12 protein-coding genes are annotated in these 13,283 nt (G+C 35.9%); 3 read left to right on the top strand and 9 right to left on the bottom strand.

The window, feature by feature from the left end; all coding sequences use genetic code 11:
* The coding region (locus DNC80_RS12780; protein WP_182651563.1) for a hypothetical protein at positions 1 to 224 on the top strand (224 nt) is incomplete at its 5' end.
* Positions 225 to 389: 165 nt separating this feature from the next.
* On the opposite strand, the gene DNC80_RS12775 is transcribed toward DNC80_RS12780, so the two are convergent.
* The 9 genes from DNC80_RS12775 to DNC80_RS12735 form a co-directional block, all read right to left on the bottom strand.
* Entirely contained in the window at positions 390 to 1,130 is a 741-nt protein-coding gene (locus DNC80_RS12775) for a DUF2490 domain-containing protein (protein WP_182651562.1), read from the bottom strand.
* A 145-nt stretch (positions 1,131 to 1,275) separates the two neighbouring features.
* Positions 1,276 to 3,873 carry a TonB-dependent receptor gene (locus DNC80_RS12770; RefSeq protein WP_182651561.1) on the bottom strand — a complete coding sequence of 866 codons (2,598 nt, stop codon included), beginning with the start codon at positions 3,871 to 3,873 and terminating at the stop codon, positions 1,276 to 1,278.
* 221 nt (positions 3,874 to 4,094) lie between these two features.
* On the bottom strand, positions 4,095 to 4,508 hold the full coding sequence (locus tag DNC80_RS12765; RefSeq protein WP_086455073.1) for an Rrf2 family transcriptional regulator: 414 nt from the start codon (positions 4,506 to 4,508) through the stop codon (positions 4,095 to 4,097).
* A 203-nt stretch (positions 4,509 to 4,711) separates the two neighbouring features.
* Positions 4,712 to 5,713 carry a hypothetical protein gene (locus DNC80_RS12760; RefSeq protein ID WP_182651560.1) on the bottom strand — a complete coding sequence of 334 codons (1,002 nt, stop codon included), beginning with the start codon at positions 5,711 to 5,713 and terminating at the stop codon, positions 4,712 to 4,714.
* Between the two features lie 172 nt (positions 5,714 to 5,885).
* The gene (locus DNC80_RS12755) at positions 5,886 to 6,698 is read right to left on the bottom strand and encodes a YgcG family protein (RefSeq protein WP_182651559.1); all 813 of its coding nucleotides are present in this window, start codon (positions 6,696 to 6,698) and stop codon (positions 5,886 to 5,888) included.
* On the bottom strand, positions 6,698 to 7,135 hold the full coding sequence (locus DNC80_RS12750; RefSeq protein ID WP_086454136.1) for a TPM domain-containing protein: 438 nt from the start codon (positions 7,133 to 7,135) through the stop codon (positions 6,698 to 6,700). The genes DNC80_RS12755 and DNC80_RS12750 overlap by 1 nt, the downstream gene beginning before the upstream one ends.
* A 92-nt stretch (positions 7,136 to 7,227) precedes the next feature.
* Positions 7,228 to 7,815 (bottom strand): LemA family protein, encoded by a 588-nt coding sequence (locus DNC80_RS12745; RefSeq protein ID WP_086454137.1) that lies wholly within the window; start codon positions 7,813 to 7,815, stop codon positions 7,228 to 7,230.
* A 63-nt stretch (positions 7,816 to 7,878) separates the two neighbouring features.
* Positions 7,879 to 8,211, bottom strand: a complete 333-nt coding sequence (locus DNC80_RS12740) for a MerR family transcriptional regulator (protein ID WP_182651558.1) — start codon at positions 8,209 to 8,211, stop codon at positions 7,879 to 7,881.
* A gap of 89 nt (positions 8,212 to 8,300) precedes the next feature.
* Positions 8,301 to 9,278, bottom strand: a complete 978-nt coding sequence (locus tag DNC80_RS12735) for a M23 family metallopeptidase (RefSeq protein WP_182651557.1) — start codon at positions 9,276 to 9,278, stop codon at positions 8,301 to 8,303.
* 316 nt (positions 9,279 to 9,594) lie between these two features.
* On the opposite strand from DNC80_RS12735, the gene alaS reads away from it, so the two are divergent.
* On the top strand, positions 9,595 to 12,231 hold the full coding sequence (gene alaS, locus DNC80_RS12730; RefSeq protein WP_182651556.1) for an alanine--tRNA ligase: 2,637 nt from the start codon (positions 9,595 to 9,597) through the stop codon (positions 12,229 to 12,231).
* A 223-nt stretch (positions 12,232 to 12,454) separates the two neighbouring features.
* Complete coding sequence (locus tag DNC80_RS12725; RefSeq protein WP_182651555.1) at positions 12,455 to 13,234, top strand: hypothetical protein; 780 nt, start codon at positions 12,455 to 12,457, stop codon at positions 13,232 to 13,234.
* Positions 13,235 to 13,283: the final 49 nt, after the last annotated feature.

The following is a 13,283-nucleotide window of genomic DNA, read 5'->3' as shown; positions in this document are numbered from 1 at the left end:
ATCCAGAAATTGAATCAATTTCTGTAATTAAAACTAAGGAAAGTAAATCTTTTGAAGGAACTTCAACCAAAATTATTAATGATACAATTCATTTTAATTTATTTTACAGTGGAAATAAACACATAACTTTTTATAAAACTAAATCTATAGAGGATGCTAGAGATGCAATTCAAGTATTAGAAAAAAACTTGGAAGTTACTATTTCAGATAAAATAGTGATGTAATCAAAAACACAACCGCTAGCAAATGCTAAAACTCATATTTAGTTTTCGGCAGATTGTTCGTTTGTTTTTACTATTTTCATTGTGCAGTAATGAAAAAACCTCGGTAGCCAAGCCGCTATGAGTTCTAGCATCGACCTATATTCCCGAAGAAATTCGGGATTTTTTTTAGGATTTATTTTTCCAATTCAAACGATGAAAAACACTCAATCGGATAATATCACGATCAAAAAAGTCAACACCGCTAGGGCGTCTTTGATAGCTGTTGAGGTAACCTAACTCGTACGAAAAATGTTTGCTAGCTTGAAAATGAATCGCTGCGTAAATTCTGTTTTGGTCAAAGGTGTTTTTACGGGTTGATTTCCCAGCATTGAACATGATTTCGTCAGAGAGAATGGCTTTTACAGCTTGGTTTTCTTTTTTCCAAAAGGTATAATCCCCTTGCAAGCGGTATCTAAAACGCCATGAAAAAGTACTTCCGGGTAGTAATCCTGAGGAATTAGCATTGTGAATAAAACGTTCCTCCACCTGAAAACGCTGATTGAGTACTATTTTTTTGCCGCTGATTCTCCAAGTCAAGTCTTGTTGCCCGCGGTATTCAGGAATTCTAAAGTCGGGATTGATCTCGGGCATTTGCGTAGTTACCGAAAAATGAGCCAAGCCAGCACCTGTTTCTAGATGGCTGTTTATTCTGTAACGTCCTTGTACACGCAACACATAAACGTTTTGCTGAACGGGTTTTGTGAAAACTCTATTGTCAATTTCAGAATGTAAAGACCATTTTTCACTCAACAGCAATTGGTTGTAGTAGCGTGTCCAAACAATACTTTGATGGTCAACTTTTTTTACGGTTTGTGCTTGTAGCCCCAAACAGAGTAGTGTACAAAAGAAAAGGAATTTATGAGTCATTAGTTTTAAAATGGTTGCAAAGGTATACAAAGTCAACCATTTTAAAGCAGTTACGTATTTGTTGATTCAATTCTTTACCTATAAAAAAAAGCACCGCTAACTTATGTGGTAGCGGTGCTGTATTATAAAAGGATTAAGTTGCTGTTTATAACGAATACTTCAAGGTAATTCCGTAGGTTCTTTGGTCGCCTAAAACACCAGCATAATGCCCAGAATTTCCGCCAGCTGGTAATAATTGCTCAAAGTAATCTTTGTTCAATAAGTTTCGACCCCAAAAGTTAACAGATAATCCTTCGGTTGCTCTAAATCCGAAACGACCATTAAAGATAGCATATCCTTGAACCACCAAGAATTTTGAAGCCGATGGACTTGATGAAAATTCAGAACGTGCATACGAGTCAATTGCTACAAAGAATTTACCTAGGTTGCTAAAAAACTTAGCTGATTTGGTATATTCTCCGCCCAAACTTCCGGCCCATTTTGAAACACCAGGCAAAGTAGTTCCAGACACATCTTTGAAAGACACAGGAGCTCCTGTTTCTTCGAGTGGTAGTGGAGCATTAGTGAATTTAACATATTTACCATCCGTATAACTCAACGCCCCGTTGAAGGCAAAATGCTCGTTGATTACAAAACTAGCATCAACTTCAGCACCTCTTACACGTACTTTGTCTGCATTGGCTAGGTAACCACGATTAACTCCTAATTCAGCTGCTTGCACATTGGTTTGGAAATCTTTGATGTCCGTATTGTACAGAGTCAAGTTTAAAATAGCTCTTTTGAACGGAGAGGTTTTTATTCCAATTTCATAGTGATTTACGTCTTCAGGTCTAATTACAGCAAGATCAGCCAATGTTTGTCCTGCAGCAGGAGTAGGCAAACCGGCTACGTTTACACCCACTGGTTTGTAACTTTTAGCATAAGTAGCGTAGCCATTAATTTTATCAGTTGCTTTATAATTCACTGTTATATTTCCTGAAAAGTCAAACTTGTCTTTGTTAGCAGAGAAAGTTTGGTTGGTGTACACCGCTCTTTTTATTGCCAATAATTGTGGGTCGTTGGTTTGTAAACCACCGTACGTTTGACGGTCGTAATTTGATTCCTTTTTGTCATAATTGTATCGTAAGCCCGGTAGAATGTGCAATCTATCGGTAACTTGCCAATCTAATTGACCAAACAAAGCCGCACTTACAGCATGAATATCAGCAATGGTGCGTATTCCGTAGCCTTCAAGCAATCCTGGCTCAGCCCATCTAGCAAGCGGTACAGGAGTTGAAACTCCGTTATTGTTGTAGTTTACCGGCGATTGAGAAAAACGCCATTGTGCATTTCCAGATTCTTCCGTTCCTCTAATCTTAACAGTTTGATCAATAAAAAAGGCACCAATTACTCCGCTTAATTTAGAAGACACTTGTCCTGCATAGCGAATTTCTTGAGTCAACTGCGTATGTCTGGCTGGATTTTGTGATTTAGCCAAAACTTGAAGTCCTGTAAAATCTCTATCGTTTGAAGGATCCCAGTTCCAAAAACGCCATGCTGTAGTTGAGGTTAAGGTTCCTTTACCAATTTTAGTATCTACGTTGAGCGATGCGCCACCTAAATCTTGTCCAGAGCGCCATGGTGTATCGTGGTCAATTTTTCGGTCAAAAGCATTTCTGCTAGGGAGTTGATAATTCAAATCGGCAATGATGGCGTCAAATTGGCGGTAAGCAGCCCTTTTTGTTGGAGCTACACCAGCAATAACTTGCGCATATCCATCAGGACGTTGTGTGGTGATATCAGCTGCGAATAAAATGTTTGTATTTTCAGTAGCATTGTATAATAATTGGCCTCTAATTCCTTGATTGTTTAAGGTATTTGTGGCTCTTCCAGTCACTACATTATCAATTAATCCGTCTCTTTGTGTTCCTGAGAAAGAGATTCGACCAGCCAGTTTTTTGCTCAATCCACCTGTAATGGATGTTTTAGCTTGAAGGAAACCGTAATTTCCGTAGCTTACTTCAAAATCAGCACCAGAGGTAAAACTAGGTTTTCTGGTGGTAATGTTAAAAGCGCCTGAGGTTGTATTTTTACCAAAAAGAGATCCTTGTGGTCCACGCAATACTTCGATTCGATCAATATCTACAAAGTCTAAAGTGGTGGCTGCTGGACGCGAGTAATATACTCCATCAACATAAAAACCAACACCAGGATCAATACCATCATTAGTGAGTCCATAGGGCGAACCAAGTCCTCTAATGTTGATACCCGTATTTCTAGGATTAGAAGAATACAATTGCACCGAAGGAATCAATTCTTTCACACGATTTACGTTGAAAGCACCTGCTTGTTCGGCTTGTTTTCCGGTTACTACAGATACAGCAATTGGGATATCTTGTGCTTTTTCTATTCTCCTACGAGAGGTAACCACGACTTCAGAGAGTACTTTTTCTTCTCCGTATGAAATGATAATTTCCAGCGGTTTTATGTTGGTAGGTAATTCGGTAATTTTAATTTCTTTGGTATTATAGCCCGCATATTGCACGATAAGCGTGAAAGGAAGTGACTTTGCTTCGATACTGAAAGTTCCGTCAGCTAGCGTTGTAGTAGTGTTTGTGGTGCCTTTTAGAACGATATTGACACCTTCAATTGGGGCATCTTGTTCGTCTTTTACTTTTCCTTCAAGAAGTACTTGAGCAAAAGAAGTGGAGAAAACTAGAAAAAATAATAAAGTTGTGCTTAATTTTAGATAAATATTTTTCATTTTAGTATTTATATGTAATTAGTAGAGTTTTAAAATAATTTTTTTTATTTCTAACACATACACATCATACAGGCAGTAGATTTGGGGTTTGATTTTTTGAGAACTTCTAGGGATTTTTGTACTTGCATCTTTTTCATTTTGCTTTAAATAGAGTTACTATTAATATTTCGGTGCAAATATATATAAATTCTATAAAAATAGTAGAGTTTAAAATAAAATTTTTATTTTTTGACTAATGAGGCTATGGTAATGCCTTGCATGGCCTTTAACGTCTCATCTCGAATAAGCATTAAACCATGACGTAGGCTGCATTCAGACTCTGTTTTACAGTCTGAACAAGGCTCATAAAAATTTAAAGAAGCACAAGGTAATAATGCAATAGCTCCGTCAAACAAGCGGTGTATGTCAGCTAGCGTGATGTCATTTCCCGATTTTAGAAGATAATAACCTCCAAATTTCCCTTGCTTGCTACCCACAAAATGACCCCTTTTTAAATCCAATAAAATCTGTTCCAAAAACTTTTTTGGAATAGAAGCCGACTCGGCAATTTCAATTGTTTTAGAAATATGGCTTGCGTCCTGCTCGGCTAGATAGAGCAGTGCTTTGAGGGCATATTTGGTTTTTTGTGAAAGCATTTGGTATTCGGATTACGCTTTTTTTAGTATTTAAAAACGAGGTTAAAGATACTTGTTTTTTTAAACGAATCAACTTAAACGATGAAGTTTTCAGACCTTCAGGATTGTTATCATTAATAAGATTGCTTACCGTTAAAATTAAAAAAGGATAAAGAAGCCTGTAGCAGCTTTATCCTTTTTTGAGTTAAGGGTATTTTACAAAATTATTTGCAGCTGCTTTTCAACTTAATAGCGTAATTTGGATTTAACGGTTCGTTTGTTTGTGCTAGTCGTTGTGAACCTACATTTGCCGGACAGGCAATGTCATTAGTCGCATCATAAACGATTCGTTTTCCAGAAGCCAATAGTGTTTTTGGAACATAAATTTGTACTTTGGTTATAGCGTAACCAGTCGGGTAATACCGAATGTAGTATCCATCTGGGTGTAAAGTCCAAATCCCACTTGGAATATCTGTACGTACAGGTGCCATACCCGCAATAATGGCGTATTTTTCCATTTCGGCGTAGGTATAATTTCCATTAGCAACCATTTGTCGAATGTTATTTTCGGCTTCAAAAACATTTTGAACCGCTTCAGGAAGTTTTGATTTTGCTTGATTCATAAGGCTAGCAGGCAATACCCCTAACATACCACCTTCAAGTTGCGTTAATTCAGCTGTACTCAAAAGAGCGATAGCTGTTAATTTTAGTTGTCCACTGAAATCGGCAAAACGGGCTCTAGCTATAATAGCCCATAATAATTCTTGTATGTCGTGTTGGTTTATTTCAGGATGTTTTTCGGCATTTTTTAAAATTGTAGTTACAATTTCTTGCTTAGGTCCTAGAGTGGGTGCGTACATGTACCCATCGCCTTGAGATGGGGCAAAGGTACCTGCTTTTAAACAGTAACTTTTGGCACTCATTTCATAAAAGCCATCGCACAATACAAAACCGCCTTCAGTAGCTTTTGGTAACAAATATAAAGGTTGTACATTTTTGACCACCAGTAAATCAGGTAATTTTGATCCTGTTTGATCTACATCTTCAAATGAAGTTGTAATAGATTCTGGTTTTTTTAGTATTTGATCAAGTCCCATTTTTTTGGATCCTAATGCAGCGCCTGCTTGTAATACTTTTTCTTTCCAACCGCTAAATTGGGAGTAACCTTGAAATCCAATGCACAACATTAGGATTGCAATACCATGCGATAATTTTAATTTTTTCATTATTTAAAATTTAGTTTTTTATTCAAAGATAAAATTATTACTACTAATTTAATTAAAAAGATATTTAATTTTTCAACAGAGGTGTTGCCTTTTAAACAGTAATAAACTATCGTAAAGTGCTGTTTAGAAACAAAAAAAGCTGCATTTGCAGCTTTTAATTAATGTATGTGTTTTACCAGTCGCCTCCAGATCCTCCTCCAGAAAAACCGCCTCCGCCAAATCCACCACCGAATCCGCCTCCGCCAAATCCTCCTCCAGAAGAACCACCACCAAAACCTCCGCCTCCGCCACCACGGCCAAGACTGCTAAGTATGATGACATCCATAAGGCTAGGGCCAAAGCCACCGCCGCGATTTCCAGAGTTGCCACCACCGCCTTTATTTCGGGAAGCTAGTACGATGATAACTACTATAATCACAATAATGGGTATAATGGGGAATTTTTTTTCTTTTGATTTCTCTACGCGTTTCCCTTTGTATTTTCCCTTAAAAACATCAAAAAGTGCATCAGTTCCTTTATCAAGTCCATTGTAATAACTTCCGGCTTTAAATTCGGGAATAATGATGTTTCGAGTAATTTCACCGCCAATTCCAGCTGTCAATCGATCTTCAAGACCGTATCCTGCTGAGATCCATATTTTTCGTTCCGCTTTAGCTAATAAAATAAGAACACCATTATCATTTTGTGCAGTGCCTCCAATTCCCCAAGTTTGCCCCCATTTAGGAGTTAGAATCCCTATGTCTTCGCCCTTAAGGCTTTCAATGGTAATAACCACAATTTGAGTAGTGGTAGAGTCAGCATATTTGACTAATTTTTCCTCAAGCTGTGCTTTTTCGCTATCGCTTAAAACCTTAGCATAATCATATACTGAAGTTTGAAAAGTTGGTTTTTCAGGAATTGTAAATTGTGCAAAGCTTATTTGTGCGAAAAATAAAGTGACAAATAGTTTTAGATACAACAAGGCATTCTTTTTTTGTACTACCATTATCCTCTAGATATTTCGTTTGATAATTCATTTGTATCTCCTTCTTGCCAAGGGAAATAGTGTTGCAATTGTTGCCCAGCACTTGTAATGCCATCAATAAGTCCTTGTTTAAAATTTCCTTTTTTGAAGTGGGCTACCATTACATCACGAGTACTGTCCCAAAAATCACTTTTCACAGCATCATTGATTCCTTTATCACCGCAAATGACAAAATTACGATCTTCAACCGCTAGATAGATCAAAACACCATTTTGGAGTTCAGTTGCATCCATTTTAAGTTCGTTAAAAACTTCCATAGCACGATCAAAATGATCCATAGTGGTGGTTTTTTCGATGTGAACTCTAATCTCGCCCGAAGTGTTTTTTTCAGCATTACAAATAGCTGTTACAATTTCTTGTTCCTCTTCTTTGGTTAAAAAATCTTCTACTTTTGACATCGGAAATAGTTTTGAGTGAAAAATAACGATTTTCAATCCCACTAGTTTGCTAGTAGTAATCAAAAATCGTCATTCAAAATAAAAAATAAGGTTTAGAATTTTACTTCAACAGGTTTTTCAGCTCCTTCAACAGCAGTAAAATAGGTTTTCTCTTTAAAACCAAAAAGACCTGCAAAAAGACTGTTTGGGAATGTTTTAATATGAGAGTTGTAAGGCTTAACAGCTTCATTAAAACGTGTTCTTGCTGTTAAAATTTGATTTTCAGTACTTGCTAACTCATCTTGTAATTTCAAGAAGTTTTGATTAGCTTTCAATTCAGGATATGCTTCAACAGAAACTAATAATCTTGATAAAGAGCTGCTTACTCCGCTTTGAGCTTTGTTAAATTCAGCTAATTGCTCAGGTGTAATATTGGCTGGATCAATTTTTACTGAAGTTGCTTTAGAGCGCGCTTCAATTACAGCCGTCAATGTGCTTTTTTCAAAATCAGCGGCTCCTTTTACAGTGTTTACTAAGTTGCCTATAAGGTCATTTCTTCTTTGATAAGCAGTTTGTACATCACCCCAAGACTGTTCTACATCTTGATTTAAAGTTACGGCAGTGTTGTTGATTCCTTTAACCCAGCTGTACATTACAAAAATTACAACTGCTACTATAATCCAAGGCAAAAATCTTCTCATGTTTGTTTAATTTAGTGTTTAAAATTTAGTTATTTAGTTTTTCTCACACGGGTGAGGTTTATTTTAAAGTTCGTTTTTTATGTTGCTTAATTGCGTTCGTATCGCTTCTAACTTTCTTATAATTTCAAATTTATCCAAAGTTTTCTTTTGGCCTTCTTTCAAATGGGTCTTAGCGCCTTCTAATGTAAATCCTCTTTCTTTGACAAGGTGATAAATCAATTGCAAATTAGTAATATCCTCAGGCGTAAACATTCGATTACCCTTCGCATTTTTCTTTGGCTTTAAAATATCAAACTCACTATCCCAAAACCGAATGAGTGATGCATTAACATCAAAAGCTTTGGCTACTTCGCCTATGCTATAGTATCGTTTGTCTTTTGAAAGCTCAATGTGCATTTTTATCTATTTTCTAATTTTTGTAATTCTAACTTTTGTTGTCCAGTGAATTTTCATCTTTCTCATCTCACTTTTCACATTTCACTATGTTAATCCAGCGACTGGTTTTCTTGATTCGCTAATTGTGAAATAGCTACATATTCAACCGCCGAGATGTTTCCGTAATAAAAATTAAGTGGGTTCACTACCTTTTTATCTTTCAAAACCTCATAATGCAAGTGGGGAGCTTCTGATCGACCAGTACTTCCTACATAACCTATAATGTCACCTCTTTTTACACGCTGTCCTGCTCTTGTATTGTACTTGCTCAAGTGTGCGTATAAAGTTTCATATCCAAATCCGTGCCGAATTACAATATGATTTCCGTAGCCTGATGCCGTGTTGTCCGCTTTTGCCACAACACCATCACCAGTAGCATAAATTGGTGTTCCACTTTTGGCTGTAAAATCCATGCCTTCATGCATTTTACGAGCTTTTGTAAAAGGATCTGTTCGGTATCCAAAACCAGATGCCATGTGTTTTAAATTCTCATTTCGTACCGGTTGAATAGCAGGAATAGCTGACAAAAATTCACTTTTAGCTTCGGCTAATTTTAAAATTTCGTCAAGTGATTTTGATTGAATGGCTAATTGTTTACTCATAACATCAATCCTTTTGGTGGTATTGATGACTAATTGTGAATTATCATAACCTTCTAGCAATTCATATCTATTTTTACCCTGAAAACCAGCTTTCCTAATGGAGTCTGGGATTGCAGTTTTGTTAAAATACACCCTATAAACATTGTTGTCACGTTCTTCTATTGCGTCAAGCGCACCGTTCACCTGATCCATTTTTTTATTGAGAATGGCATAATTTAATTTTAAATTTTCAATCTCTCGGGCTTGCAATCGGTCTTTTGGTGTTTCAAAAAATGGTGTGTTCAATAAAATGATAAAACTCAAAAAACCAAACAACGCGGCAGCTAGTATAAACAGAATAATGACACCAAATTTTCTTCTTTTTCGGGTTTTTATTTTCCTGTAGGCCAGATTTTCAGAATCGTAATAATATTTTACTTTCGACATATTTTAAAATACCCTATTTTTGCACACTATAATGGGTTAGACGAACAAATTTAAGAAATGTTTCATTTGTTACCGTCTTTTTTTAAGAATAAATAAATTAGGTGCCTGATCCAGCTATTCGTTGCAAGTTTACCTTTTTGCCCTCTTTTTTTCTTTGGATCCAGCAGGAGCTTCCTACGGTCGCTCTGCAAGTTCTAGAAAAAATAGTTGGCAAAAATGCATAGCTTTCCACTACTATCTGGGGCAAAAAAGAGTGAAAGATTAAAAGATTGAAAAATTCAATTCTTAGCAATCTTTAAATATTTAAATCAAATCAATGACATCACAAGACGTACGCAAGCAATTTTTAGAATTTTTCGCCTCAAATGGGCATTTAATTGTTCCATCAGCACCTATTGTCCTGAAGGATGATCCCACCTTGATGTTTAATAATTCTGGAATGGCTCAGTTCAAAGAGTTTTTTTTAGGAAACGGAACTCCAAAAAATAATCGAATAGCCGATACTCAAAAATGCTTGCGCGTATCAGGAAAACATAACGATCTCGAAGATGTAGGTTTTGATACGTACCACCACACCATGTTTGAAATGCTTGGAAACTGGTCTTTTGGTGATTATTTCAAGAAAGAAGCTATCAATTGGGCTTGGCAATTATTAACAGAGGTCTATAAAATCCCAAAAGAAAACTTATACGTTTCTGTTTTTGAAGGTAGCAAAGAAGATAATGTGCCTTTTGATCAAGAAGCTTGGGATATCTGGAAAACATTAATTGATGAAGACCGAATCATTCTTGGAAACAAGAAAGACAACTTCTGGGAAATGGGAGATCAAGGACCGTGTGGACCATGCTCTGAGATACACGTTGATTTGCGAACCGATGCCGAAAAGGCTTTGGTTTCAGGGAAAAGTCTAGTAAACAATGACCACCCACAAGTAGTTGAAATCTGGAACAATGTATTCATGGAGTTCAACCGTAAAGCCGATGGATCTCTTGAAAAACTTCCGGCGCAGCACGTAGATACCGGAATGGGATTTGAGCGTTTGTGTATGGCTTTGCAAGGCAAAACATCTAATTATGACACTGATGTTTTTACACCACTTATTGAGAAAGTAGAACAAATTACAGGGTTTAAATATACATCTGATGAAGTGAAAAACATTTCAGAGGAACAGAATAAAACTAATATTGCCATTCGCGTTATTGTGGATCACGTGCGTGCCGTAGCATTTGCTATTGCTGACGGACAATTGCCGTCAAACACAGGAGCGGGTTATGTAATTCGTAGAATTTTGCGTCGTGCTATTCGTTACGGATTTACATTTTTGGATACCAAAGAACCTTTTATCAATAAACTGGTAGCCGTTTTGGCAAATCAAATGGGTGAGTTTTTCCCAGAGATTAAAGCACAACAACAGTTGGTTACCAATGTAATTCGCGAGGAAGAAGCTTCGTTTTTACGAACCTTAGACCAAGGATTGCAATTGTTAGACAAAGTGGTTGCGGAAACATCAGGAAATGAAGTTTCAGGAGCAAAAGTATTTGAATTGTACGATACATTCGGTTTTCCAAAAGATTTGACTGCTTTGATTTTAAAAGAAAAAGGATACACCTACAACGAAACAGATTTTGAAGTTGAACTGCAAAAACAAAAAGCGCGTTCGCGTGCTGCATCTGAAGTTTCAACCGAAGATTGGTCGGTTTTAATTCCTGGAAATGTAGAAACATTCGTAGGTTATGATCAAACAGAAAACGAAGTGAAAATTACTCGTATTCGTAAAGTGGATTCTAAAAAAGACGGAATTTTATATCAGATCGTTTTAGACAATACACCTTTTTATCCAGAAGGTGGAGGACAAGTAGGTGATAAAGGAATACTAGTTTCTGCTAACGAAACGATTGATATCATTGATACAAAAAAAGAAAATAATTTGATATTGCATTTTGCAAAGCAGCTTCCAGAAAATATAGAAGCAGGTTTTACGGCAAAAGTAAATACGGATTTAAGAACGTCAACTTCTAAGAATCACTCGGCCACGCACTTGATGCATTTGGCTTTGAGAAGTATTTTAGGAACGCACGTCGAGCAAAAAGGATCCTTAGTAAATCCAAACTATTTGCGTTTTGACTTTTCGCATTTTTCTAAAGTTTCAGATGAGGAATTACGTCAAGTAGAGGCAAGTGTGAATGCACAAATTGAAGCGCAGTTGCAATTGGTAGAACACCGTAATATCCCAATAAAAGAAGCATTGGACAAAGGTGCAATGGCTCTATTTGGAGAAAAATACGGAGATTCAGTTCGAATGATAGAATTTGGCGAAAGCAAAGAACTTTGTGGTGGAATTCACGTAAAAAACACAGCTGAAATCTGGCATTTCAAAATCATTTCTGAAGGTGCAGTTGCAGCAGGAATTCGAAGAGTTGAAGCCATTACGGGTGATGCAGTGAAAAATTTCTATCAAAATCAAGAAAATACTTTGGCTGAAATCAAAGAAACGTTGAAAAATCCACAAGATGTTTTAAAGTCGGTAGCTTCATTGCAAGACGATAATGCGAAGTTAAAAAAACAAATTGAGCAATTATTGAAAGAGAAAATCGACGGATTAAAGAATGTTTTAGTCGCTGATTTTCATGAGGTAAACGGTGTTAACTTTTTGGCAAAGCAAGTAGATTTATCTATGAGTTCGACCAAAGATTTGGCGCAAGCCATTGGAACAGCTAAACCAAATTCATTTGTTTTTTTAGCTTCAATTGAAGATAATACACCTAATATCCATTGCTACATTTCTAAAGAATTGGTTGCAGAAAAAGCATTAAATGCAGGAACTGTAATTAGAGAATTGGGAAAATTAATTGATGGAAATGGTGGCGGACAACCGTTTTTTGCTTCTGGAAAAGGAAAGAATGCAAACGGAATCCAACAAGCATTAGACACGGCAATAACGTTTTTAGGCTAAACAAATATTTAAAATTAATACACAAACCCTTTTTGACAATATTAAAAAAGGGTTTGTTTTTACAGGAATAGAGTTGTTCTAATCTAGAAATGAAATAAATCCAATTTAAAGGTCTTTTTTAGAACTGAATTTAGTAACCTAGCTAGAGCTTTTGTGTTACAATTATTTGTGACTCTTTATATTTTAACTTTGTTCCAAAAATAAAAGGTTGAATTGATTAATTATGAAAAATAAAAAACTGTTTCGTTTATTCTTCTTTGTTCTTGTTTTAACAGTGGTTTCATGTACAAATGATGCTGACAATAGTTTTAAATTACTTCAAAAAGTAATAGAAACAACGGCAAGAGGAAATACGCAAACGTATGTATATGCTTATAATGGGAGCCAGATAGTTAGTATTGATGGCACTCAGGAACGCACAGACTTTACATACACCGATGGTTTAATTTCTAAAATGATGAACCTCAATAAAACAAACCAACTTCTTGAAACTATTGAATACAGCTATCTAAAAGGAAAATTAGTGAGCGTTTTTTCTAAAGGAAATTACAAAATAAAGTATACCCATAATGCGGATAAAACAGTTTCCTTTGAAAAATTTACGCTAGGTTCAGGAAATGTTGAGGTTAAAGACTATCACGGAACGTTACTACTTTCTAATGGTAATTTAATCAAAGAAGAGCGTATTTATGACAATTCTCTAGCGGGAGTAGAATCTAAGTATAGTATTAGTTTTGATTATGATGCAAAGAAAAATCCGTTTTTTAACATTGTAGGGTTCAAAGAATTATTAAATCAAAATGAAAAAATTTCAATCAATAATAACGTTATAAGTACAGTAATTACAAGTACTACAATAAACAGCCAAATTACATCTTCTGCGACAACATATAAAAACGCATTTACCTATGATTTAGAAAATTATCCTAAAGAAAGGGTTTCTGAATCTACGCCTTTAGCAAATGGATTCGTGGGGTATTTGAAAGTGGAATATTTTTATTAGGATAAAATAACTCAAAAAAACCCTTTCAAAGTTTAAATTTTGAAAGGGT

The sequence above is a fragment of the Flavobacterium sp. SOK18b genome (assembly GCF_014156605.1).
Lineage (GTDB): Bacteria > Bacteroidota > Bacteroidia > Flavobacteriales > Flavobacteriaceae > Flavobacterium > Flavobacterium tiangeerense.
This window is presented reverse-complemented; position numbering and strand designations above follow the sequence as displayed.

Excerpts from the sequence above, each read along its gene's own strand:
- DNC80_RS12725 (WP_182651555.1), top strand. The coding sequence starts at position 12,455 with ATGAAAAATAAAAAACTGTTTCGTTTATTCTTCTTTGTTCTTGTTTTA.
- DNC80_RS12775 (WP_182651562.1), bottom strand. The coding sequence starts at position 1,130 with ATGACTCATAAATTCCTTTTCTTTTGTACACTACTCTGTTTGGGGCTA.
- DNC80_RS12760 (WP_182651560.1), bottom strand. The coding sequence starts at position 5,713 with ATGAAAAAATTAAAATTATCGCATGGTATTGCAATCCTAATGTTGTGC.
- DNC80_RS12755 (WP_182651559.1), bottom strand. The coding sequence starts at position 6,698 with ATGGTAGTACAAAAAAAGAATGCCTTGTTGTATCTAAAACTATTTGTC.
- DNC80_RS12765 (WP_086455073.1), bottom strand. The coding sequence starts at position 4,508 with ATGCTTTCACAAAAAACCAAATATGCCCTCAAAGCACTGCTCTATCTA.
- alaS (WP_182651556.1), top strand. The coding sequence starts at position 9,595 with ATGACATCACAAGACGTACGCAAGCAATTTTTAGAATTTTTCGCCTCA.
- DNC80_RS12740 (WP_182651558.1), bottom strand. The coding sequence starts at position 8,211 with ATGCACATTGAGCTTTCAAAAGACAAACGATACTATAGCATAGGCGAA.
- DNC80_RS12735 (WP_182651557.1), bottom strand. The coding sequence starts at position 9,278 with ATGTCGAAAGTAAAATATTATTACGATTCTGAAAATCTGGCCTACAGG.
- DNC80_RS12750 (WP_086454136.1), bottom strand. The coding sequence starts at position 7,135 with ATGTCAAAAGTAGAAGATTTTTTAACCAAAGAAGAGGAACAAGAAATT.
- DNC80_RS12770 (WP_182651561.1), bottom strand. The coding sequence starts at position 3,873 with ATGAAAAATATTTATCTAAAATTAAGCACAACTTTATTATTTTTTCTA.
- DNC80_RS12745 (WP_086454137.1), bottom strand. The coding sequence starts at position 7,815 with ATGAGAAGATTTTTGCCTTGGATTATAGTAGCAGTTGTAATTTTTGTA.